The sequence below is a fragment of the Trinickia soli genome (genome assembly GCF_002879855.1).
In the GTDB taxonomy this organism is placed as follows: domain Bacteria; phylum Pseudomonadota; class Gammaproteobacteria; order Burkholderiales; family Burkholderiaceae; genus Trinickia; species Trinickia soli.
On the sequence record NZ_PNYB01000003.1, the window covers coordinates 283,434 to 305,827 of the forward strand.

Annotated in this window: 18 protein-coding genes; 7 read left to right on the forward strand and 11 right to left on the reverse strand. The window is 65.0% G+C overall.

Annotation, left to right across the window (positions count from 1 at the left end; all coding sequences use genetic code 11):
- The first annotated feature begins 2 nt into the window (after positions 1 to 2).
- Positions 3 to 218 (forward strand): DUF3311 domain-containing protein, encoded by a 216-nt coding sequence (locus C0Z19_RS05535; RefSeq protein WP_102608780.1) that lies wholly within the window; start codon positions 3 to 5, stop codon positions 216 to 218.
- Positions 215 to 1,690, forward strand: coding sequence for a sodium:solute symporter family protein (locus C0Z19_RS05540; RefSeq protein WP_102608781.1), 1,476 nt, complete (start codon positions 215 to 217; stop codon positions 1,688 to 1,690). The genes C0Z19_RS05535 and C0Z19_RS05540 overlap by 4 nt, the downstream gene beginning before the upstream one ends.
- A 72-nt stretch (positions 1,691 to 1,762) precedes the next feature.
- Here C0Z19_RS05540 and C0Z19_RS05545 read toward each other — a convergent pair whose 3' ends face one another.
- On the reverse strand, positions 1,763 to 2,815 hold the full coding sequence (locus C0Z19_RS05545; RefSeq protein WP_102608782.1) for a glycosyltransferase family 4 protein: 1,053 nt from the start codon (positions 2,813 to 2,815) through the stop codon (positions 1,763 to 1,765).
- Positions 2,816 to 3,164: 349 nt separating this feature from the next.
- Here C0Z19_RS05545 and C0Z19_RS05550 point away from each other — a divergent pair, with 349 nt between their 5' ends.
- Positions 3,165 to 3,953, forward strand: coding sequence for a sulfite exporter TauE/SafE family protein (locus C0Z19_RS05550; RefSeq protein ID WP_102608856.1), 789 nt, complete (start codon positions 3,165 to 3,167; stop codon positions 3,951 to 3,953).
- A 22-nt stretch (positions 3,954 to 3,975) separates the two neighbouring features.
- On the opposite strand, the gene C0Z19_RS05555 is transcribed toward C0Z19_RS05550, so the two are convergent.
- Positions 3,976 to 5,265, reverse strand: coding sequence for an oligosaccharide flippase family protein (locus C0Z19_RS05555; protein ID WP_438947146.1), 1,290 nt, complete (start codon positions 5,263 to 5,265; stop codon positions 3,976 to 3,978).
- A 261-nt stretch (positions 5,266 to 5,526) separates the two neighbouring features.
- Here C0Z19_RS05555 and C0Z19_RS05560 point away from each other — a divergent pair, with 261 nt between their 5' ends.
- Positions 5,527 to 6,771, forward strand: a complete 1,245-nt coding sequence (locus C0Z19_RS05560; RefSeq protein WP_102608783.1) for a glycosyltransferase — start codon at positions 5,527 to 5,529, stop codon at positions 6,769 to 6,771.
- A gap of 38 nt (positions 6,772 to 6,809) precedes the next feature.
- Here C0Z19_RS05560 and C0Z19_RS05565 read toward each other — a convergent pair whose 3' ends face one another.
- A complete protein-coding gene (locus tag C0Z19_RS05565; RefSeq protein WP_102608784.1) occupies positions 6,810 to 8,045 on the reverse strand; it encodes an acyltransferase family protein in 1,236 nt (411 codons plus the stop codon).
- A 295-nt stretch (positions 8,046 to 8,340) separates the two neighbouring features.
- On the opposite strand from C0Z19_RS05565, the gene C0Z19_RS05570 reads away from it, so the two are divergent.
- Positions 8,341 to 9,735, forward strand: a complete 1,395-nt coding sequence (locus C0Z19_RS05570; RefSeq protein ID WP_175083924.1) for a hypothetical protein — start codon at positions 8,341 to 8,343, stop codon at positions 9,733 to 9,735.
- Positions 9,732 to 10,943: a glycosyltransferase gene (locus C0Z19_RS05575; RefSeq protein ID WP_102608785.1), complete on the forward strand. Its 1,212-nt coding sequence runs from the start codon at positions 9,732 to 9,734 to the stop codon at positions 10,941 to 10,943. Before C0Z19_RS05570 ends, C0Z19_RS05575 begins: the two co-directional genes overlap by 4 nt.
- Positions 10,944 to 10,976: 33 nt before the next feature.
- On the opposite strand, the gene C0Z19_RS05580 is transcribed toward C0Z19_RS05575, so the two are convergent.
- Together C0Z19_RS05580 and C0Z19_RS05585 are read right to left on the reverse strand one after the other, a co-directional pair.
- Entirely contained in the window at positions 10,977 to 12,701 is a 1,725-nt protein-coding gene (locus C0Z19_RS05580) for an FAD-dependent oxidoreductase (protein ID WP_102608786.1), read from the reverse strand.
- Between the two features lie 96 nt (positions 12,702 to 12,797).
- A complete protein-coding gene (locus C0Z19_RS05585) occupies positions 12,798 to 13,364 on the reverse strand; it encodes an LbetaH domain-containing protein (protein WP_233196008.1) in 567 nt (188 codons plus the stop codon).
- Between the two features lie 175 nt (positions 13,365 to 13,539).
- Here C0Z19_RS05585 and C0Z19_RS05590 point away from each other — a divergent pair, with 175 nt between their 5' ends.
- Positions 13,540 to 14,070: a hypothetical protein gene (locus tag C0Z19_RS05590; protein ID WP_146012002.1), complete on the forward strand. Its 531-nt coding sequence runs from the start codon at positions 13,540 to 13,542 to the stop codon at positions 14,068 to 14,070.
- A gap of 21 nt (positions 14,071 to 14,091) precedes the next feature.
- On the opposite strand, the gene C0Z19_RS05595 is transcribed toward C0Z19_RS05590, so the two are convergent.
- The 6 genes from C0Z19_RS05595 to C0Z19_RS05620 form a co-directional block, all read right to left on the reverse strand.
- Complete coding sequence (locus C0Z19_RS05595) at positions 14,092 to 15,495, reverse strand: glycosyltransferase WbuB (protein WP_102608788.1); 1,404 nt, start codon at positions 15,493 to 15,495, stop codon at positions 14,092 to 14,094.
- On the reverse strand, positions 15,492 to 16,679 hold the full coding sequence (locus C0Z19_RS05600) for a glycosyltransferase (RefSeq protein WP_102608789.1): 1,188 nt from the start codon (positions 16,677 to 16,679) through the stop codon (positions 15,492 to 15,494). The genes C0Z19_RS05595 and C0Z19_RS05600 overlap by 4 nt, the downstream gene beginning before the upstream one ends.
- Positions 16,680 to 16,699: 20 nt before the next feature.
- Positions 16,700 to 17,653 (reverse strand): GDP-L-fucose synthase family protein, encoded by a 954-nt coding sequence (locus tag C0Z19_RS05605; protein ID WP_102608790.1) that lies wholly within the window; start codon positions 17,651 to 17,653, stop codon positions 16,700 to 16,702.
- A gap of 10 nt (positions 17,654 to 17,663) precedes the next feature.
- Positions 17,664 to 18,791 (reverse strand): GDP-mannose 4,6-dehydratase, encoded by a 1,128-nt coding sequence (gene gmd, locus C0Z19_RS05610; RefSeq protein WP_102608791.1) that lies wholly within the window; start codon positions 18,789 to 18,791, stop codon positions 17,664 to 17,666.
- A gap of 62 nt (positions 18,792 to 18,853) precedes the next feature.
- The gene (locus C0Z19_RS05615; protein WP_102608792.1) at positions 18,854 to 21,094 is read right to left on the reverse strand and encodes a polysaccharide biosynthesis tyrosine autokinase; all 2,241 of its coding nucleotides are present in this window, start codon (positions 21,092 to 21,094) and stop codon (positions 18,854 to 18,856) included.
- Between the two features lie 57 nt (positions 21,095 to 21,151).
- Complete coding sequence (locus C0Z19_RS05620; protein ID WP_199180759.1) at positions 21,152 to 22,300, reverse strand: polysaccharide biosynthesis/export family protein; 1,149 nt, start codon at positions 22,298 to 22,300, stop codon at positions 21,152 to 21,154.
- Between the last annotated feature and the right edge of the window lie 94 nt (positions 22,301 to 22,394).

The following is a 22,394-nucleotide window of genomic DNA, read 5'->3' on the forward strand; positions in this document are numbered from 1 at the left end:
TCATGGTTCTTCGGTTACTCGCCGTATTGCCGTTCATCGGCATTCTGCTCGGCGTCCCCTTCGTCAATCGCGTCGAGCCGCTCGTTCTCGGCATGCCGCTCGTACTGGCCTGGATCGTGTTTTGGGTCGTCATGAGCGCGGCCATCATGGCGCTCGTCTATCGGCTCGACCCGGCCAATCGCGCCGGCGCCCAATTCGACGAGGAGGTCCGTTCATGAGTAGCGCGCTTCTTATCATCGCCGCGATCACGCTCGTCGCGCTGGGGCTCGGCGTACGCGCCCGCCGCGGCCACGACATGAGTCTCGAGCAGTGGTCGGTCGGCGGACGCAGCTTCGGCACCGCTTTCGTGTTTCTGTTGATGGCGGGCGAGATCTATACGACGTTCACGTTCCTCGGCGGCAGCGGTTTCGCATACGGCAAGGGCGCCGCCGCCTACTACATCCTGTCCTACGCAACGCTCGCGTACATCCTGTCGTACTGGCTGCTGCCGCCGATCTGGCGTTACGCGAAGTCGCACCGGCTCGTGTCGCAGCCGCACTTCCTGGCGAGCAAGTATGCAAGCCCCTCGCTTGGCGTGCTGGTCGCCATCGTCGACGTCGTCGCGCTCGTGCCGTATCTCGTCCTGCAGTTCAAGGGACTCGGGATCATCGTGGCGACGGCCTCGTATGGCGTCATCTCGCCGACGGCCGCGATCTGGATCGGCGCGATCGTCGTCACCGCCTACGTGACCATCTCCGGCGTGCGCGGCTCGGCCTGGAACTCGGTCCTCAAAGACCTCATGATTCTCGGGATCGTCATCTTCCTCGGCCTCTATTTGCCGATGCATTTCTACGGCGGCTTGAGCCCGATGTTCCATGCGATCGATACGGCCAAGCCCGGCTTCCTGACGTTCCCGGCGAAGGGTTCGAGCGTGGCGTGGTTCCAGTCCACCGTGCTCCTGACCTCGCTCGGCTTCTTCATGTGGCCGCATACGTTCGGCTCCATCTTCACGGCGCGCGACGAACGCATCTTCAGGCGCAACGCCGCTGTGTTGCCGCTCTATCAGCTGATCCTGCTGTTCGTGTTCTTCGTCGGCTTCGCGGCGACGCTGAAGGTGCCGGGCCTGAAGGGCAGCGACATCGACTTGTCGCTGTTCCATCTGTCGCTGCAGGCGTTCGACCCGTGGTTCATCGGCGTGATCGGGGCAGCCGGCGTGCTCACCGCGCTCGTGCCGGGCTCGATGATTCTGAACGCCGCCGCCACGCTGCTCGCCAACGACGTCTACCGCGGCGCCGTCGATCGCACGGCGGCGGATGCGAAGGTCGCCAAGCTCGCACGCGCGCTCGTGCCTGTCATCGCGCTCGTCGCCGTCTTCTTCACGCTGCGCGGCGGCGAGACGATCGTCGCCCTGCTGCTGATGGGCTACAGCTTCGTCACGCAACTGTTCCCGGCCGTCGTCACCAGCCTCGCGCCGCGCAACTGGGTCACCAGGCAAGGCGCGTTCGCGGGGATCGTAGCGGGCGTGGCCGTCGTCGCCTATACGACCCTCGCGCACGCGAGCATCGGGCAATGGTTCCCGTTCCTGCCCGACAAGCTCAAAGACGTCAACATCGGGCTCGTCGCGCTCGTGCTGAACGTCGTCGTGCTCATCATCGTGAGCGCGGTGACGCAGCCGAGGGCCGCGGGACAGTCGCAGGCTCGCACGCTCTGACCGGGTGCGGCCGATGGCGTGCGCCCGCTCCGGGCGCACGCCGTTCATCGCCGCCGCTCGCCGCTCGCCGCCTCAGCCCGCCACCCTGGCTGCGATCTCCAGGTAGCGCCGAGCGGTATCTTCCAGCGTCAACCCTTCGAGCGGGCGCGTCGAACGCGGTTGCGTCAGCGCCTCGGTCAACGCGCGGCCGTATCGTTCGATGTCCGTCGTATCGACCAGGCTCACGCTCGGGTAGTCGCGCGCGAAAGCGAATGCCGCGATCTCATTGGCGACGATCGGAATGCCCGATGCGAGCGCTTCGAGAAAGCCGATGCTATGCGCTTCGAAGCGAGAAGGCATCGCAAAGACGTCGGCGCGCGCAAGGACGTCGGGCACATCCGAACGCGGCCCTTCCACGCGCACACTCGCTGCGATGCCGAGTGCGTCGACGAGCGACAGGATCTGCGCGTGGTAGTCGCGGTCTTCGATGACGCCGCACAAATGCAGCGTGGTGCCGGGCTCGCACGCGAGCACCTCGCGAAAAGCGCGAACGGTGTCGAGCTGGTTCTTCTCCGGCATGTAGCGCCCGATCTGGACGATCTGCTTCGCGCGCGGCGCGTCCTGCGTATGACGGAAGCGCGCGAGGTCGACGCCGTTGGGCACGACGAACAGCAGCCGATGCGGCCCGATCGTCGCCACGTATTGATCGAGGTTGCGCTGGGCCACGCCGATGACGGCGCTGGCCCGCCGCGACAACGCGCGCTCGGCCCGCCGCAGCCATCGATTCTCCGTGAAATCGTTCATCCCCGAATGCATGACGAAGACGATCGGAACGGCGACCGGCAGCGCGCGCGCGTAGAGGGCCGGAATCGTCGTATGGGCGAAGACGACGTCGGGCGCGAAGCGCCGGACGACGCGATAGAGGAAGACCAGCCGGGCGAGATGTTCATGCCGGCGCAACGGAAAGATGCAGGCCACGTCGTGCGCGGCGAGTTCATTGGCCGCATCGGCGAAATCGGGTTCGGGCGGCAGCAGCGACGTGATGCCAACGGTATGGCCGCTCTGCCGATGACCGATCGCGATGCCCTTGACGAGCATTTCCGCGCCGGAGAGCCGAGGCGCGAGGACCAACTGAAGGATGCGCATGGTGTCGTTGCCGAGGGCTTCATCGATTCCGCTTAACGCGCCGGCACGCCGTCGGGCCGGCAGAGGTCATCGGCAAAACGTACCGCACGCACCCCTGCCCGCGTACGCCATCTTCTAGCCGTCTGCGGCCACCTTGGCGGCGCGAACGCCCATCGAAGCCCGTCGAACCTGGCGCCGCAGCCCGGCGATTCGCACGAGCCGGCCCGAACCCCTGCTGGCCGGAACGAGGAGCGCATTTATCGCCGATCGATCTAACGATATGGCCGATTGATCTAAGGAACCTCACGACCGCAGCTTACAATCGCAGGCTCAAATTGTCATGGCTGCGCCGCCGGCCCCTTACCGCACGATGCACCTGCCGCACATCAACCTCATGTACTCCGCTTCCGGCCTTGGCGTCGGCTTCCTCGTCGGCTTGACGGGCGTGGGAGGGGGGTCGTTGATGACGCCCCTGCTCGTACTGCTTTTCGGGGTGCATCCGGCCACGGCCGTCGGCACCGATCTGCTCTATGCCGCGGTGACAAAAGCGACCGGCACCCTCGTGCATGGGCTCAAGGGTTCCGTCGATTGGCGCATCACGGGCCGGCTCGCAAGCGGCAGCGTGCCGACGGCCCTCCTCACGCTTTGGCTGCTCCATCGCTACGGCATGCATTCGCAGGCCGCCACGTCGCTGATTCAGCACGTGCTCGGCACCGCCTTGCTGATCACCTCGGTGGCGCTGATCTTCCGTCCGCAGCTCGCCGCGCTCGCGGCCCGTGCGCCGCGCGGCATCGACCCGACCCGCACCGCGCTGCTCACTGCCTTGACGGGCGCCGTGCTCGGCGTCCTCGTGTCGCTGACCTCGGTCGGAGCCGGCGCAATCGGCGTAACGGTCTTGCTGCTGCTCCACCCGAAGCTGGCCACCTCGCGCATCGTCGGCTCCGACATCGCGCATGCGGTGCCGCTCGCGCTCGTCGCCGGCATGGGCCATTGGATGCTCGGCTCCGTCGACGGCGCGATGCTGATCTCGCTGCTGATCGGCTCGCTGCCCGGCATCGCGCTCGGCAGCCATCTTTCGTCACGTTCGCCCGAGGCGCTGCTGCGCAATCTGCTCGCCGCCGTGCTCGTGCTCGTCGGCGTGCGGCTGGTTTGGGCGTAAAGGTTCCGAGCGCCGCTCCGAATCAGCGCGGCTTCACGGTTCGATAGAACATCCAAAGCCCGGCTGTCGCGAGGCCCGCCGTCATGCCCCATGCAATGCCTACGACGCCCCACTGGCGCAGCGCGACGGGCACGACCGCCACGAGCACGACGACCTGCAACGCCGATGCCTGCGCCGCCGTGCGCGCATCGCCTCGCGCACGCAGGTAAGCCACGAGCACGGCAATCAGCGCCCCGAGCGCCATGTTGACGACGAAGATGCGAAACAGCGGCACGGCCGGCATCCACTGCGGTCCCAGCACGAGCGCAAACAACCATGAAGCCATCGCACGCAGCACGAGCACGACCAATACCACCGCGCATGCGCCGATCGCGAGATAACGCCTGAATAGGGTCGCGGCGCGCTTGGCATCCTCGCGATGATGCGCGGCGAACGTCGGAAACAGATACTGCGAAAGCGCAATGGCCGCATCGGCCAGCAGCATCTGCGCGAGCCGGGACGACATTTGATAGGCCCCGAGTTGCGCGGGCCCGAGCATCTTGCCGACGACGACCTTGTCGAACTGATTGAGGACGAGATTGACGACGCTGCCGGCCCAGATCCACCGTGAGAAACCAATGTAGTGACCAATGCCCGACCAGCGCGGCGTAAGCGGCGGACGCGGCGTCAACGCAGCCCAGGTGACGGTCGTCTTCAGCGCTTCGCCCACCAGCATGCCGATGAGCACCGAGTAAGCGCCGGCGCCCGAGAACGCAAACGCGAGCCCGACGCAGCAATCAGCCAACGCGGCGCCGATCTCGATCGCCGCGATGCATGAGAAGCGGCGCTCGCGTTGTGCGACGTAGTAGCCAGGCGAGGCGATCCCGCGCACGAGCGGAAGCGCCGCGGCCATCTGCAGCAGCAGCAACGATCCGACGAGGTGAAACTGGCTCGCCATGAACGGCGCCAGTGCGACGAGGATGAGCGCCACGCAGGCCCCACGCGCGACCAGCGTCGTGAAGACCGCGCCGAGTTCATCGCGCGTCGGCGCGTCGCGGCCTTGCACGACCGCCTGCGCCAGTCCCGTGTCAGACAGCGATTCGGCGATCGCGACGGCCAGCAGCGCGACACTGACGCTGCCGATCGCCGCCGGCCCGAGCAGGCGGCCAATCGCGAGAAACTTGACCGCGACCAGCCCACGCACGGCCACCTGCTGGGCGAGCACCCACGTCGCAGCGCTCGGCGCGAGACCCGCGCGCAGCGACGCCGCCGCGAAGCGCATCGAGCTGGCTCTCTTTTCCCGCAAGGTGTTCACGTTGGACACAATCCGCATCGGTGGGCGCGCATCGTTGGACGAAAAGACGGGCGGCGGGCGCAGCCGTGCCGCCCGTCTGCATCGCACGGGCGACGCGAGGATCAAAGTAACGCTTCGAAGCCGGCGAAAGACGCCATCTCCTAGCGACGAACCGCCAACACCCGCAGCACGCGGCGAACGCGCGCAAACTGGCGACAGATTGGCGCCAGATGCCTATCGGCGGGTGCTACTGTTCCTTGATCAACGTCGAGCGCCGCTCACCCCTTACTGGTCCCATTGATGATGCTGCAAGCGCCGCCCTCCCCGACCGTGCTCATCATCGAGCCCAACTTCACCGGGCATCGTTGGCGCTATGCTCAATGGGCTGCCGAGGCCTACACCGAAGCGGGCTTGCGCTGCCTGATCGTCACGGCGTCATGCAACGCGGATCATCGCTTCTCGCGCGGCATCACCGACGCGCACCGCCCCGACCTCGAGATCGCATTCATCGACGATCCGCCGCCGCGCCGCGGTATAGCCGCCCGCGCCGAGCGCCTTGCGTACGTGCGCTATCACCGATACTTCGCACACGCTTACCGCTTCGCCCGCGACCTTGAACCGGTTGCGCTGGTGGTCGTCCCCTACGTCGACTACTTTCTCTACGCGCTTGCGCTGCTCAGATCGCCGTTCCGTGACACGCCTTGGATCGGCATCACGATGCGCGCTTCGTTTCATCATCGGCACGTCGGCGTCAAAGCGCCCGACCGTCCGCTGCTCAACGCCGTGAAAGCACGCTTGTTTCGACGCGCCGTCCGTGCGCGCGGGTTGCGCGCACTGCTGTCGATCGATCCGACGCTGCCGCAATGGTGCGCTCATGCGCTGCCAGAGCCACGCGCCGCCATCTCCTATCTCGCCGATCCCTTCCCCGACGCCCGCTCGGACGATCCGGCCGCGGCGCGGGCCCGCTTGAACTTCGGGCCTGGACCGCATGTGCTCGTCTATGGCTCGATTACCGAGCGTAAGGGAATTCGCGAACTCGTCGTTGCGCTTGAACGCATGCAAGGCGCCCCGACGCTCGTCGTCGCCGGCGAGCAGGATGCGGACACACGCGCGTTTCTCGGCGCGCAAGCGCGCGGTCTGACGCCGGCGCCAATCCTGATCGATCGATTCATCTCGCAAGACATGGAATTCGATCTGTTTTCCGCATGCGATGCGGTGTGGCTCGGTTACAAAGGGCACTACGGCATGAGCGGCGTGCTCGTGCAGGCCTATCGATTCGGCAAGCGCGTTATCGCGACTTCGGAGGGATTGATCGGTTGGTTCTGCATGGACGGTTCGCTCGGCCCCGTACTCGGAGACCTGTCGCCAGCGGCCATCGAGCGCGCGCTCCATGACGCACTCGGCGACGCGCGCGAACCGGATCGCCAGCCGGCGCGCGGTCATGCCGCATTGCTCGCACACAATACGCTCGATGCATTCAAACGCACGCTGCGCGATGCATCGAGGATCGAGCCCGCGTCCCGCGCCGGTCTGGTGAAATTCTGACTATCCTCTGACGGCGCCGCGGCCACCCGGCCTTCCGACTATCCTTGCGATGCTTGTCTGCCGACGCTCGGCGGCGCCTCATCGACAGTGCGCGCTGCAATCACCGCGCCCGTAACACCAGGGGCCGGCTGCGGTGCGCACGCAGTGCCGCGCACAGGCACACGCGTCTCGCGCGCGGCGGGATACAACGCGTTGCGCAGACGCAGGAACGGAAACTCGATAGCGCGCGTCGTCACGTATCCGACGCCGATGGCGATGCACGTCTGAAATGCGAGCGCCGCGCCCCAGACCAGGAGGCGTGGCATGCCCGCTGCCATCGCCTTGGCGATGAAAAGCCCGCCCGGTGCGAGCGCCACGGAGTGCCAGAGGTAAATGCCGTAGGAATACACGCCGACCCATGCGACGGCGCGAAACCACCACGCGCCTCGAATCGCCGCGCTGTGCTCGAGCATGAGCACGATCAGGGCGACGAAGCCGATCGATTGGATCGTATAACCGATGCTTTCGTCGATCGCGTAATGCGGCGTCGCGAACCCGAGCCACGCGATCAAGGCAATCACAAGCGCGACGAGCAGCCACGTCTTGCGCGCGAAACGCCGGTAGACGTCGGGCGCCATCCAATAGACCACGGCCAGCATCACGCCGGCAAGCAAGCTGTCGATGCGATATTGCGTATAGGCGAACGCTGCGTCGAGCTGTCCGTGCGCGACGGCAACGGAGCGGATCGCAAGTACGGTCAGGCAAACGAGGCCCAGCACGGCAAGGATCGCGTGGGCACCGAGGCGCCACCGCGCGAACAAAAGCAGCACGGCCGGCAGGAGCAGGTAGAAGTGCTCTTCGACGGCGAGGCTCCAAGTCTGAGAAATCGACGTGCCGAGGTAGTTCTGCAAGTGTATGAGGTTCTGCACGAGAAAGCTGTCGAGCGGATGACGGCGCACGATCGCATGGAACGCGATCAGCACGTAATACGCCGGCCAGATCTTGAAGATCCGCCGCACGATGAAGCGGCGCGCATCGATCGCGTTGTGCTGAGCATATTGTTTCAGCAACAGGCCACCGACGAGAAAGCCGCTCAGCGTAAAAAACAGATTGACGCCTTCTCGGCCGAAATGCGTGAAGGGATACTGCGCGATCGACACGATCGCCCATCCGGGGTCGACCGAACGAAAGTGATACCCCATGACGGCGAGAATGGCGATCCCGCGCAAGAAGTCGAGTTCGATCGCTCGATCGCGCACGATCGTCTTCGCTCCCCCGAACGGATTCCTGATCATCGTCGGTTCCTTATCCGGCTGTGCGGCCGGTTTCGATTCGGCTCTTCGATCTTCGGCCGCCCGGTGGGCGGGTATCCGCCAATATGGCGGAAGAAACAGACAAGCGCCTCGGTGCACGGACGTGATGGCAACGCTGCATCATGTGCCGAACCCCCATCCGTCCATTCCCGCCGAACGCTAGTCGCGCGCCGCCACCGGCATGTGGCAAGGCACGCGCCGGCGTTATAGTCGGCACGTGCATCGGGCCTGGGACCGTCATCGGCCACGCCCGCGAACCAATAGGAACCGATCCGACATGTCAGAGGCGCGATACCGATTCGCATCGGGCGCCGCGCGAGCGGCACGCAATCCGTATGCGCACTTGTGGATCTGGCTGTTCGTGTTCCCGCTCGCCATGGACTACAAGGCAGCGAATGCGGGTGACAACCATCTCGCGCAAATCTTTCTGACGATCCCGGCGCTCGGGGCAGGCGTCATCCTCTCGCTGATCGGGCCGCGTTTTCGCGATCGCTCGCCGCTACGTTCATTGATGACGGTGTCGCTGATCCTCGCCGTGCCGGCCAGTCTGGTTACGCAGTGGCTCCAGGAAAACAGCGTCGGCCAATATCTGCGCGTGTTGCTCCCCTTTGCGCTGTTCCAATTGGGATTTATCGCCGCGTGTCGTCCGTGGCAAGAAGAGCGCATCGAACAATTCGAGAAGGCGCTGTTTTGGGCGAACGCGGTCAGCCTGGGCTTCACCTGTCTTTACGGTCTGACGATCGCGGGGCCGCTCGCGGATGTGCGTTATCGGATCGTCTCCGTCACCTTCCTCGGCTTGCAAGGCGTGCTGCTGCATGAATTCGTCATCGCCAAGCGCTTTACCGCGCTCACGCTCGGTCTGTTCATGGCGAGCATCGTCATCGAGCTATTGAGCGTCACGCGCTCGTTGCTGGTCGGCACCGCATTGCTGTTCGCACTCGCCGTGTGGATGAGCGCGCCTGGTATGCGGCATGTCGCGCATGCGGCGATGCGCGCTGCCTTGGCCGCGATCGTGCTCGGCGCGATGGCCGTGGGCGCCGCATCGTGCTTTCCCGACGTAACCGAGCACTGGGTACAGCGCATCGACTTCGCAAAGGATGCCACGAAAACCGGCAAGGATCCGACCACCATCACGCGCCTCGCCGAGATACGGGATCAATTCGATCAGGTCGTGTCGTCCCCGGTCTCGCTGCTGATCGGCAAAGGCTATGGCCACGACTATCGCTATTCCCCCGCCTATCTGCCGGACCTTGCCGGGCAAATCAGCAAGAAGGATTTCTACGCACAGCGCGATTGGACCGCAGGGCACAACTTCTGGGTCTATCAATTCTTCGCGGGTGGCGTGTTGTTCGGGCTCGCCCTGCCGCTTGCGCTGCTCTACGCGCTCGTGCGCTGCACGCTCACCTACCGCCGCTGGCGCGCGAACGCGCCCGATACGCCGCAACTGCCGGTCCTCGGGCGCGCCATTTTGCTCACCGCTGCACTGCCGGCCGCGTCCGTCGGCGGCAATCCGCTCGGGCCGCGCTTCTCCGCGCTGGTGTTCGGCGTCGCGCTCGGGCTGATGGTGGCGATGCATGCGCAATTGACGCGGCGCGCGCGGAGCACGGCGCTCGCCGCTCCGCTGCGGCGCACGCCCCATTCGCCACTCGGCGCCATGGACGCCCCGTCATGAGACTTTTGCACGTCCTACCCTCGCTTGATCCTGCAGCCGGCGGACCGGTCGAGGGCGTACGCCAATGCGCACTCGCGCTGGCGACGCTCGGTCACCACGTCGAAGCCGCCACGGTCGATGCGCCCGATGCGCCATTTCTCGCCAATGCGCCGCTGCCCGTCGCGGCACTGGGCCCAGGGCGCGGCAAATATGCCTATGCTCCGGGGGTCGTGGCTTGGCTGCGCGAGCATGCGTCGCGCTTCGATGCCGTCATCGTTCACGGCCTTTGGCAATATCCCGGGTTGGCTACGCATCGCGCCCTGCGCGGACTCGGCGTGCCGTATTACGTCTTCGTGCACGGCATGCTCGATCCGTGGTTCAAGCGCGCGTACCCGCTCAAACATGCCAAGAAGTGGCTCTACTGGCCGTGGGCCGAATATCGCGTGCTGCGCGATGCACGCGCCGTTCTCTTTACGACCGCACAAGAGCGTGCGCTCGCACGTCAGTCGTTCTGGTTGTATCGCGTACGCGAGCGCGTCGTCTCGCATGGTGCAGCGTCCCCTACCGGCGATGAGAGGCAGCTTCGAGCCGGCTTCTTCTCGGCGTACCCTGCGCTGGCCGAACAGCGGCTCGTGCTTTTTCTTGGCCGCATTCATCCGAAGAAGGGATGCGACATCTTGCTTCGTGCGTTCGCGCATGTTGCGGCAGCCGAGCCGCGTTTGCACCTGGTGTTCGCGGGCGCCGGCGATGCCGATACGATTTCGCGGTTGCGCGCGCTCGCCTCTGAGCTTCGCATCACCGAACGAGTGACCTGGACAGGACTCTTGCAAGGCGATCTCAAGTGGGGTGCATTCGCGGCCAGCGATGTATTCGCGCTCCCATCGCATCAAGAAAACTTCGGCGTTGCCGTCGCCGAGGCGCTCGCAAGTGGAACCCCCGTTCTCATCTCCGACAAGATCAATATCTGGCGCGAGATCGAAGCCGACCGCGCCGGCTTCGTCGCATCGGACACCATCGAAGGCGCGACGGCCAACCTGCGTCAATGGCTCGCGCTCGATGCGCCGTCGCGCGCACACATGCGTGCGCGGGCGCGTACCACTTTCATCGAGCACTTTACGGTCGACGCTCACGTGCGAAAACTGCTTCAGGTGCTCGAGCACGATAGCCCCTGCGCACAGCGAACGGAACGCACCTCGGCGCCGCGAATGGCTGCAAAGCCCGACCTCTAGCCAATCAGCGTTTTGCGGGCTCGCTTCACCTGCTCACTCTTTCGCCACGCGTTGGAGCGCCGCGGCAAGCGGCAGCGCAGTGGCGAACGGCGCCGCCGCGTGGCCCACGCCGGCCTCGCAAGGCGGATTCGACACGGCCAGCGCGTCGGGTGCGCGCAACGACCGAGCGAGGTGATCGGCAAGACGCAGCGCGAGCGCCGCGATCGTGATCGTCGGAAAGTTGGCCCCGACGGTTGGAAACACCGAGCTGCCGGCAACGAAGAGATTGTCGATGCCGAATACCTTGCAGTCGCGGTCGACGACACCCTCGCGCGGCGAATCGTGCATGCGCGTCGTGCCCATGTGATGCCACGTGCCTTCGAGCGTCGCCGGCCATGCGCGCCCCTCGAGCGGCGCGTCGAGTTCAATCTGCGCGACGCCGCTCGCGCGCAGTTCCTCGCCGAGCAAAGCGAACGTGCGATCGAACGTGCGCTGCACGAGTTCGCTCAACCGCCATGCGACCTTGACGCGCGGCATGCCGAGCCGATCGCGCTGCGCGCTCAACGTCACACGGCTGTCGCGGATCGGCTGCGCCTCGACGATCGCTTGCAGCTTGACGTCGCGAATCAGTGCGCGAGGCTGCAACAAGCGCGTCACGCCGAACCCTGCGGTATCGATGGGATGCCTGAGCATCGTTGCGAGATCGCGGCTGAAACGCCAACCCGGTTGATCCTTGCGCAATACCGCCTGCTTGCAGCGGATCAGCGCCTCGGCGCCTTCGCTGCCCTCACCGTAGAAGAGCGAATAAAACCAGACCCGGGAATTGAGCAGACGCTCGCGACGCAACACTTCCGGCGTCAAGGCGAACTGCGACGAGATGGGCGTGCCGTGCGCCGAGACGGCCGCGTTTTGGTAGTGATATTTGATGTCGTAGAGCTTGTTGCGCGACCACGCTTTCGAGAAGCGCACGCTCGCCGACATGAGGCGCGGATGATCCATGAAGTACCGGCCGACATTATCGTAAGCATTGCCGAGACCGTCCGCCTGCACGCGATTGGACGCCAAGAGCAGGCGTGCGTTCTCGATGCCGCCGGCGGCCACGATGAAGCGCTTGGCTGTCACGCTGATGCGGCGGCCGGACAAGGTCGCGACTTGCACCTTCGTGACGTGGGACGCGTCGGCATCGGTATCGATATGCACGACGTTCGCGTGCAAGAACACGCGAATGCGCGGCGAACGCTCGAGATCGCGGCGATAGAGCCTGCCGAACCGTGCGGGCGGACTGAACTGCGCGACCGTGTCGCGCACGTGCCCCGTGACGAGCGGAATTCGCTTCACGTCGGCACGATTGATCGATCGCTCCCAAAACGCCGGATCGAACTCGTTCGGTCCGAGCTTCAGCAAAGGATGCGTGCGCGCGTAGTAGGGCTCGAGTTCTTCGAGCCCGAACGGCCAGCCGCTGCCGGGCACCCAATCGCGCGCCTCGAAATCCCACGGGTCCAGTGGCCTGCACCAGCCGCCCCAGCAATTGCTGCTGCCGCCGAGGTAGCGGCTGCGGCTACCGTCCGCGAACGTGTACGGCAAACCGACGTTCTCGCCACGATAAAGATCGCGCGTATCGTCGTCGGGCCGGTAGCCGCCGCTTTCGAGCAGGCACGTGTCGATTCCGCAGCGGTCAAGTTCGAGCGCAAGCGTGATGCCGGCGACGCCTGCGCCAACAATACATATGGTCGTTTCGATCTCTCGCCCTTCGTCGATTCCTCGCGTGTCGATGAACATCGCTTTCCCCCTTTTTCTCTTATGTTCATGGCGATGTGGCGCATTTGTCCGCCAACATCCCGGCGCGGACCGCCACCGAAGTGCAGGAAGCAGTCCTCAAGAAGGAAATCGAGGGCGAATGAAGCGGCACGGATTGCCACCGTAGACGCCGCCCGGTGCCAGCGATCGATGCACCACCGAGAGCGGCGTAACCAGGGCGGAGCGCCCGATGCGCACGCCCATTTGCACGACGCACTTCGAGGTGATCCAAACACCGTCTTCGATGATGATCGGCTCGACGCGCAAATCCATCGTCGTGCTCGCGTCGTGCGAGCCCGTCGTCAGAAATGTCCCTTGTGACAGACAGACATGCGAACCGATGCGGATCGGCGCTTGGTTGTAAAGCCAGAGGTCGACGCCGAACCAGCAGTGATCGCCCACTTCGAGATTCCATGGTGCTTTGACGCGCAGCGGATGGGGAAACCGGCACCCCTTGCCGATCTTTGCCCCGAATAGACGGAGCGCAGCAACGCGCAGCGCTGAACTGGGGTTCAGTTTGTTATTGATGACGCAGGCTTCTATCAGGAACCAAAGCACTTGCACGGGCAGGCCGCGCTTGGCGACGTAGTTGCCCTTTCCGGCTTGGCTCAGATCGATGACGAGGGGTTCGACCGGGCGGTCCATTTCGGTGTTTGGAACGATGTTTCTCGCGGCTATGTGGACGATTATGGTTCGAATCACGCGTTCTCGCGTGCGCCGATCGACGTGTATGGCGGAGCGAGGCGGTATTTTGGCGGGGCGCGGGGCCACGCGCGCGCGAGCATGAAAAGCGAGGTTGATGTCCGCCAAGGAGGCCGATGTGGAGACTGCTTCTCCGGTGATGCGTCCGATGCTGCTCGGTGCGCTGCTCGGCCTCGCATGCATGGCCAACGCGCAAGCGCAACGACACCTGAACGGACCGGCAGGCGACGACGCGGCGGCGCAGCGAATGGCGCCCGCGGCAGGTGATCGAGCGGGGCGCGGCGCGGTTGATCACCTGCAAGGATTGCACGGCGATCCCGACGCGCTGTTGGGAGCGCCGCCCGCATTCGATGATCCGTATCGTTCCGCCTACGATGCCGCGAACCAGGCAGAGGATGTGCTGACGAACACGCAGCGAGTGCCGCGCGGCGCTCTGGCGGGTGGGCGATATGCGCAGCAACCGGCCGCGCAAGGACCAGGGAGAGCCGCGCCGCTCCCGGGTATCGCGGGTAAAGACGACGCGCGCGAAGCAAAGGTCAACCAAGCCGATCCCGGCGCGCAAACCCCCACGGGGGCCGCATTATCCGTGTATCACGGGCCGGGGGATGTCGGAAAGGCGGTGGGGCAGGTTTATAAGATGCCGTGGTGAATGCGGCTCCCGCGCCACCCTTTATCCAGGCTCGCGGAATATGTGCGCGGATGCTTCGTGCATAGGTCCGGTTTCATCGATGGCCGCGCGGCTCAACCCGTGCGCCGGCGTCGATGCCTCCGGCGTCCATGCCAGCCGCTCGCCCTCGTCGCACTGCACGGCCCCGGCCCCCTGCGGCTCGTTTGCGACGCCGTCCGCGCCCAACCTGTTGCAGCATGCATACAGCCGTTGCTCCAAGCGCTCCATCACCACGCGCGGCGACAATGAGCGCTCTGCATAGTCCCTCGCTGCAGCACCGAGCCGCGCACGAGCGCTCGCGTCGTCGGCCAGCGCTTCGATCGCCGAAGCGAGCGCCGCTCCATCTTCCGGCGGAACAATCAAACCTCGCCCTGCCAGCACGCCATGAAGCTCGGTCCCCTCGCGCGCCATCGCGACGATCGCGCGTCCGCTCGCCATCATGCCGGTCAGCTTCGAAGGCATCACCAGGTCGGCCGCACCGGCTCGCTGCGGCAGCACATGCACGTCGGCGATATTGAGCAATTCGTTGAGCCGGTCCGCAGGCTGCAGTCCGATCAGCGTGCAGTTGGGCAGGCCCGCGCATTGGCGCGCCAAGTCTTCACGCATCGGCCCGTCGCCGCACAACAAGAATCGGATGTCGGTGCGCCGGGCCAGCAAAGACGCCGCCACCACCAGATGCTCGAGCCCCTGCTTCGCGCCCATGTTGCCCGCGTACAGCACCACCTTGTCGCCTTCGCCGATCGACAATGCCTGCCGATAAACGCTCGGCCGATCGATCAGACGAATCGCATCGACATCGACCCAATTGGGCAAGCACATCGCACGCGAGGGCTCGACGCCAAGCGTCGACAATTTTTCGACCATCCGCTCGGAGATCGAAGAAACGACATGGAAGCGGCGCATCACAGCGCGTTCAAAAGCGTGCGCGGCACGCGCCGCCCGCGACCGACCGAGCAGTCCGAGTTCGAAAGCGGCATCGACTTCGAAATCCTGCACGTGCAGCCACGTCTTCGCGCCCGTCGCCCGCGCAAGCGCCAACGCGGTCGGCGCGCATAACAGCGTCGGCGCAATCGTCATCACGACGTCCGGCCGCCAACGCCACTGCGCAAGCATCGGCAAGACCGATGCCAATGCGAACGATGCCAGGTGCGCAACACGCGTCGCCCCGCCCGGATGGGACGGCACCCACAGCGGCGCGCGCCGCACCTGCACGCCCGCGCGAATCTCCCGGCTGTAACGCCAAGCCGACCACCCCGCCGTCACGCGCCAAGCCGGGTAGTAAGGCGGCGCGCACACGACGCGTATCTCATGCCCTCGAAGCGCCAGCGCCTCGGCCATTTCAGCCGTGTATTTGCCCGTGCCCGTCAATTCGGGCGCGTAATTGAGGCCATAGAGGAGCAGTTTCATTGCGGGGTGCCTCCCATCCGAGCGGCGGCCCGGCCATCGGCCGGCCCGCACAACATCGCCGCGCAGCCACGCTCGATGTTCGCTGCCGCCGCGCGCGGATCGAAATGCGCGATGCACTCGATGCACGCGCGAGCCGTCTGCTCGCTGTCGTGAAAGCGCCACGCGGCATCGAGCAGCGTCAGCGCTAACGCCTGCACATCGCCGGCCGGAAACGAGCACCCCGTCACGCCCTCGACGATCAGTTCGGGCAGACAGCCGCAGCGATCGCTGACGACGGCCGGGCACCCGTGGCTCAGCGCTTCATTGACCACGAGCCCCCAGGGTTCGCTATGGCTCGGCAACACCAGGCAAGTCGCACCGAAGTACTCGCGCGAGAGCGGCTCGTCCTGCAAGCTGCCGACAAATTGCACCGCGTCGCCGAGCGCAAGCGATTGCACGCGTACGTGCAACGCATCGTTCAACGCGCCGGTGCCAACGATGCGCAAGGTGGCGGCGGGCTGCTTCTCGTGAACGAGCTCGAACGCATCGAGCAGCGTCTCGATCCCCTTCTCCTCGGAAAGCCGGCCGACGTACAGAAACGCGAGCGCGCCATCGCGGCGCGCCGTCACACGCTCGGCGAGCGCGCGCTCCGGCAAGAACGAGCGCGGCAGCGCCGCGGCTTGGCACGGCACGAAAATGCGCTCGCGCTTGGCGCCGAGCGACATCAGGTACTCGCGGCTGCGTTCGCCGAAACCGAAATAGCCGTCGCAGAGCGAGAAGAAGATGCGCTTTGGAATCGACGTCAAGAGCCGACGGGGCCGATCGAATGCGGTCGAGTCGCAAAACACGGCGCGCCGCTTGCGCGTCACGATGCATGCGGCGAGCATCGCCCAATACTCGGGCCGATGGTAGCCCGGTAGCACGACGAGCTGCGATTTCGCTCTCAGCACCTCGGTCGTGAGCCGCACCATCATCCGCCACGTCGGCACCTCGTCGTAGCAGCCGTCGAACAGTTTTCGCATCGGATAGCGATGAAACGAATAGTCGACGTCGGAAAAGCCGAGGCGATCGGTCTCCGTGTCGGCGATCTGCACCATGGCGTAGCGAATCGTGCCTACGGCCGACAAGGTGTGGAGCGCGGAAAACACAGCCCCCTTGTGGCGCGACCAGACAACGTTGTGAAAGATCGTTACTGTGGCGGTCATGCTCTCTTATCCGTTATCGGTTATCCGTTGGAAGCCGCGTCGTGCTCGCGCTGCTGCGCGGCATAGCGTGCGTAAGTGTCGCGAATGCCGTCGGTGAGTCCGATCGTCGCCCGCCACCCCATGTCGGCCAGCTTGGAGATGTCGAGCAGCTTGCGCGGCGTACCGTCGGGCTTGGACCGGTCGAACACGAGCTCGCCCTCGAAGCCGACGACGCCCGCGATGCATTGCGCGAGTTCGCGTATCGTCAAATCCTCTCCGGTACCGACGTTGAACACGCCGTCGCGCACCTCGTGCTCCAGTACGAATCGCGTCGCCGCGGCCAAATCGTCGACATGCAGGAACTCGCGCCGCGGTTCTCCCGTCCCCCACACCGTCAGCGTCGCCTCCTGCGCGAGCTTCGCTTCGTGCGCCTTGCGTATCAGCGCCGGCAGCACGTGGCTGCCGGCAAGATCGTAGTTATCGTTGGGCCCATATAGATTGGTCGGCATCAGCGCCACATAGTGCGTGCCGTATTGGCGGTTGTAGGCCTCGCACAGCTTCACGCCCGCAATCTTCGCAATGGCGTAGGGCTCGTTCGTCGGCTCCAACGGCGCGCTCAGCAAATACGATTCGCGGATGGGCTGGGCGCACAGCTTCGGATAAATGCAAGAAGAGCCGAAGAAGACGAGACGTTGCACGCCGGCCCGATAAGCCGAGTCGATCACGTTGGTCTCGATCGCGAGGTTCTCGAAGAGAAACGTCGCGGGCTTCGTCGAATTGGCGAGAATGCCGCCGACGCGCGCGGCGGCCAGCAGCACGACGTCGATGTGCTCGTCGGCAAAAAACGCGCGCACGGCGCGCTGATCGAGCAGGTCGAGCGCATCGTGCGTGCGGGTGACGAGATTGCGATAACCCTGCGCCGCGAGCTCGCGCACGAGTGCGGAGCCCACCATGCCGCGGTGGCCAGCAATGAAAATACGTGCGTGCGGATCCATCGTCTCGTACTCATTCGTGATGCTCTAGCGCTTTGAAGCCGGCCATCGTCACGAGCGCATCGCGTCGCGCGATCTGATAATCGGCCAGCGCCATCTCGCGCACGAGCGCGGCGAACGAAGTGCGGGGCGTCCAGCCGAGCTTCTCACGCGCCTTCGAGCAATCGCCGAGCAACGACTCGACTTCCGTCGGACGGAAATAGCGCGGATCGACGCGCACGATGGCATCGCCCCTCGACACGCGCGTCTCACGGCTTTCCACGTGCTCGACGATGCCCACCTCGTCCACCCCGCTCCCCTCGAAGCGCACGGTGATGCCCAGCTCTTGCGCCGCGCGCTGAACGAACTCTCGCACGCTGTACTGCTCGCCCGTCGCGATGACGTAATCCTCCGGCGCGTCTTGCTGCAGCATCAACCATTGCATCTCGACATAGTCGCGCGCATGCCCCCAGTCGCGCAGCGCCGACAAGTTGCCCAGATAGAGCTCGCGCTGCAACCCCACCGCAATGCGCGCGAGCCCGCGCGTGATCTTGCGCGTCACGAAGGTCTCGCCGCGCACCGGAGATTCGTGATTGAACAGAATGCCGTTGCAGGCATAGATGCCGTACGCCTCACGATAGTTGACGGTTGTCCAATAGGCGAACAACTTCGCCACCGCATACGGGCTGCGCGGATAAAACGGTGTGGTTTCGCGCTGCGGCGTTTCCTGCACGAGGCCGAACAACTCGGAGGTCGACGCCTGATAAAAGCGCGTACGCTCGATCCGGCCCAGCATATGAATCGCCTCCAGGATGCGCAGCGCGCCCAGCCCGTCCGCATTGGCCGTGTACTCAGGCTCCTCGAACGATACGGCCACGTGGCTCTGCGCCGCGAGGTTGTAGATCTCGTCGGGTTCGACGTGTTGAATGATGCGCACCAGGCTCGTCGAATCCGTGAGGTCGCCGTGGTGCAAATGCAATTGGCTATCGGCATCCTCGACTTCGTGCGGATCGCGATAGAGGTGATCGATGCGATCCGTATTGAAGAGTGACGTACGGCGCTTCACACCATGCACTTCATAGCCCTTGCCGAGCAGCAACTCGGCGAGGTAAGCCCCGTCTTGTCCCGTCACACCCGTGATCAATGCGACCTTGCGCTTCATCGTCCTATCCTCTTCTTGGTTCAACGGTGGAGTGGCTGGCCGCTTAGGCCGTGTGGGTCATGTCAATCGGCGATGCTGTCGTACCCGTAGTACCCGCCCTTGTAAGAGCCGCCCAGCAGCGGCATGGCCGGTGGCACGTCGGTGAGCAGCACGCCCTTCAGGTTCACGCCGCCCGTCTCGAGCCGCTTGGCCGTTTCGCTGATCTCGCCGATCGGATGCCGCCCATAGCGCACCACGAGCAGCGTCGTCCCCGCATACTTGCCGATGACCGTCGAATCGGTCACGGCAAGCACCGGCGGCGTGTCGATGATGACGAGCTCATAGCGGCGCGATAGCGTCTCGAGCAATTCGCGGAAGCGATCGCTCATCAAGAGCTCCGAAGGATGCGTCGGCAGCGACCCTTTGGCCAGCAGATCGAGCCCCGGCAGCACCTCGTGCTGTATCGCGGCATCGACATCGGCGCCGCGCAGCACGTCGGATAGCCCCGGCTGATGCCGCACGCCGAAATGGGAATGCACTTGACCGCGCCGCATATCGCCGTCGATGACGAGCACGCGCTTGCCCGCCGAGGCGACGAGCGCCGAGAGGTTGACCGACAAGAACGACTTGCCCCCATCCGGGCGCGAACCCGTCAGCATGACGATGTTGTTCGGCGCCTGGTCGAGCGAAAGCTGCAGCGACGTGCGCAAGCTGCGCACGCCTTCGACGGCGATGTCCTGCGGCGATTGCGCGGCGAGCACGTGCAACCCTTGGCGACGCATCAATACGTTTTGCTGCAGCCGCAACTGCAAGCCGCTGCGCGGCACGACGGCGAACACGGGCACCCCAAGCGCGCCTTCGATCTCGTCGGCGCGCTCGACGCCGCCGTACAGCGACTTCCTCACGAAGGCCGCGATGATGCCGACGAACAGGCCGCCGCCGAAGGCGATGAGAATCACGATGAAACGCTTGGGCCATACGGGCTTGTCGGGAGTCTGGGCGAAGTCCACGACGCGCACGTTGCCGACTTGCCCCGCCTTGGCTACGCGCAATTGCTGGGCGCTATTGAGCAGGTTCGTATAGAGCTCGGAGTCGACGCGAACGTCGCGCAGCAAACGCAGCGCCGTCTGCTCGGTATCGGGCAGCACCGCGACGTCTTTGGACATCATCGCCTGCGCGCCCTGCAATTGCGCGATCTGAGCGTCGAGCGCCGCGACGGCCGGATGTCTCGCCGTAAAGCGCTGCGAAAGATCGGCACGCTGCCGCTGCAGATCGGCGAGCTTCGTCTTGTTGTCGACGATCTGCTGCAGCAACAGCTTGCTTTCTTCGCTCAGATCGACCGTGCCGTGTTTGTTGCGGAACGTGTTGTAGCGCTGCTCGGCCGCATCGAGCTCGCGGCGCAGCTGCGGCAACTGCTGATCGAGGAACGCGAGTGTATGCTCGGCTTCGGCCAAGCGCCGGTCGACATCCTGCTTGATGAACTGGCGCGCAATACCGTTGACGACGTCGGCCGTCAGCACCGGATTCGCGCCTTGCAAGCTCAGCGCGATCACGCCCGATTGCAACGCCGTTTCTTTCACGCTCAGTTGCTTCTGCAATCGTTCGAGCGTATCGAGCGTCGAGGAACGCGTGAGATCGAAACGCGTGCCGCTACGGCCTGTGAGCCGATCGACGCGCAGGAGAACGGGACCTGCCGCCGTCGCGGCGGTCACGTCTTCGCCCACCCGGCCGCTCGCGATCGCGATGCCGGCCGGGTCGCTCAGCAGGAACGCCCCGTCCGGGCCTGCCGTCAACGAGAACGATTTGTCGTAAAACGCGCTCGGCGTCTCGAGGCGCGACACTTCGATCGTCTCATTGCCCCAGGCGAAGCCGGGGAGGTCCATGAGCGGCGGCATCTTAAAGCCGAACCTGCCCGTCGTCAGAGCCGTCAGAAGATTGCCGACGACGGGCAACGTATGGGGCTGCGCGGCGATATCCAGATGCAGATTGCGCACGGCCGCCTCGGTCACCAGCCGCGATTTGAGCAACTCGATCTGCGCGGCCGTCGTCGCCTTCGTCTCGAACATGCGGGAAAGCGGCTCGATCTGCTGGCGGGCATTGGCCGCGCCATTGTCGGCATTCGCCGTCTCTTCGACCTGGATGATCGCGTCCGCCTTGTAGACCGGCTGCGCAAGAAATGCGTACGCCGAACCGAGCGCGGTGACAGCTATCGTCACCGTGGCGATCAAACGCCAGTTCGTCACGATCGACTGCAGGTAGTCGGACAAGCGCAGCTCGTCGCCGGGCGTGAAATCCGTGTAGCGATGCTGGAAGTTCGTAGCCATATTGGTCGCTCACATCGAACGCGCGCCGCCGCTTCGTATGGGCGGCGCGCCGGTTGGTCACTTCGTCACGATCGCGGCCGTCAAGCCCGCATTGATCGCCGGCAAGAACAGGTTCAAGACGCGGTTGAATTTCACGAGCGCGCCGTTATCGACGTAGACGACATCCTTCGGCTGCAGCTCGAACTGGTTCGCGAGCACCATCGACACCGGCGAAGTCGCATCCAGGTGATAGATCTGCGGATTGCTGCCCGTCGAGTCGCGGATCACGAACAATTGCTTGGCGTTGGACGTTCCCGGATTGAGGCTGCCCGCCTGCGAGAGCGCGTCGGCAAGCGAGAGCCGGCCGTTGCGCATCGGCATGATGGTGGCCGGCTTGTTCACTTCGCCCATGACGTAGACGCCGTTTTCCTCGCGCGAGCCGATCCGCACCATGTCGCCGGGCTTGAGCACGATTTCCGACGGGTTGCGCCCCGCCTTTACGAGATCGGAGAAGCTGATCGGATAGCTGTTGCCCCCGCGCACGAGCGTCACGCGGCTTTGATCCGCCGCCGCCGTGAAGCCGCCCGCGCGCCCGATCGCTTCGGTCAGCGTCATCGGTATGTCGGTCATCTGCACGGCGCCCGGCTTGCCGACCTCGCCGTCAACGTAAATGTCTTGGGCACGGAACGAGGCGACGCGCACCGTGACTTCAGGGTTCTTGAACACCTTGCTGATGCGCGAGACGATCTTGCGCCGGATCTGCTCGGCGCTGTCGCCGGCCACATGGACCGTGCCCGCGTAAGGGAATTGCACGTTGCCGCCTTCGTCGACGACGAAGCCCGGCGCCGCGTCGTCCGTGCGGTTCGACATCGCCGGCTGCCCGAGCGCGGCGGCCAGTTCAGGGTGATCCCAGACGGTAATCTGAAGCACGTCTCCGGGGCCGATCCGATAGCCGGTGGGCTTGCCGAACAGCCCCTGAGTCGGACCGGGGATCGGACGGTGCGCGCTCTGCTCGTTCATCTTCCGAAGCAGCTTCAGGTTGATGTCGGTGATCGGCACCTTCACTCGTGAGGTCGGCTCCGTGCTGTACTCGCCGCCTGCCTCATCGAGGGTAGGTGGCGTCACCATGCGTTGACCGGGCACGATCGAGCATGCCGGCAATGCGAGGGTTAAAGTAAGCAGTACTAATGATAAGGCGGTGCTAACGCGCGGGCCCAAGTCAGACATGGTGCCACCTCCGTGCCGGTTATTCGTGACGTGCGTCGCGCAGGCTCGATCGCGCATCGAGGCGCTGCCCGACGAACGTCGGTTGCAGTGAGTG

Bases quoted from the DNA above. Each gene is read 5' to 3' on its own strand.
- C0Z19_RS05600 (WP_102608789.1), bottom strand. From the start codon at position 16,679: ATGACCGCCACAGTAACGATCTTTCACAACGTTGTCTGGTCGCGCCAC.
- C0Z19_RS05570 (WP_175083924.1), top strand. From the start codon at position 8,341: ATGTCAGAGGCGCGATACCGATTCGCATCGGGCGCCGCGCGAGCGGCA.
- C0Z19_RS05615 (WP_102608792.1), bottom strand. From the start codon at position 21,094: ATGGCTACGAACTTCCAGCATCGCTACACGGATTTCACGCCCGGCGAC.
- C0Z19_RS05565 (WP_102608784.1), bottom strand. From the start codon at position 8,045: ATGATCAGGAATCCGTTCGGGGGAGCGAAGACGATCGTGCGCGATCGA.
- C0Z19_RS05620 (WP_199180759.1), bottom strand. From the start codon at position 22,300: ATGTCTGACTTGGGCCCGCGCGTTAGCACCGCCTTATCATTAGTACTG.
- gmd (WP_102608791.1), bottom strand. From the start codon at position 18,791: ATGAAGCGCAAGGTCGCATTGATCACGGGTGTGACGGGACAAGACGGG.
- C0Z19_RS05540 (WP_102608781.1), top strand. From the start codon at position 215: ATGAGTAGCGCGCTTCTTATCATCGCCGCGATCACGCTCGTCGCGCTG.
- C0Z19_RS05550 (WP_102608856.1), top strand. From the start codon at position 3,165: ATGCACCTGCCGCACATCAACCTCATGTACTCCGCTTCCGGCCTTGGC.
- C0Z19_RS05575 (WP_102608785.1), top strand. From the start codon at position 9,732: ATGAGACTTTTGCACGTCCTACCCTCGCTTGATCCTGCAGCCGGCGGA.
- C0Z19_RS05585 (WP_233196008.1), bottom strand. From the start codon at position 13,364: ATGGACCGCCCGGTCGAACCCCTCGTCATCGATCTGAGCCAAGCCGGA.
- C0Z19_RS05560 (WP_102608783.1), top strand. From the start codon at position 5,527: ATGATGCTGCAAGCGCCGCCCTCCCCGACCGTGCTCATCATCGAGCCC.
- C0Z19_RS05555 (WP_438947146.1), bottom strand. From the start codon at position 5,265: ATGCGGATTGTGTCCAACGTGAACACCTTGCGGGAAAAGAGAGCCAGC.
- C0Z19_RS05545 (WP_102608782.1), bottom strand. From the start codon at position 2,815: ATGCGCATCCTTCAGTTGGTCCTCGCGCCTCGGCTCTCCGGCGCGGAA.
- C0Z19_RS05605 (WP_102608790.1), bottom strand. From the start codon at position 17,653: ATGGATCCGCACGCACGTATTTTCATTGCTGGCCACCGCGGCATGGTG.
- C0Z19_RS05595 (WP_102608788.1), bottom strand. From the start codon at position 15,495: ATGAAACTGCTCCTCTATGGCCTCAATTACGCGCCCGAATTGACGGGC.
- C0Z19_RS05580 (WP_102608786.1), bottom strand. From the start codon at position 12,701: ATGTTCATCGACACGCGAGGAATCGACGAAGGGCGAGAGATCGAAACG.
- C0Z19_RS05535 (WP_102608780.1), top strand. From the start codon at position 3: ATGGTTCTTCGGTTACTCGCCGTATTGCCGTTCATCGGCATTCTGCTC.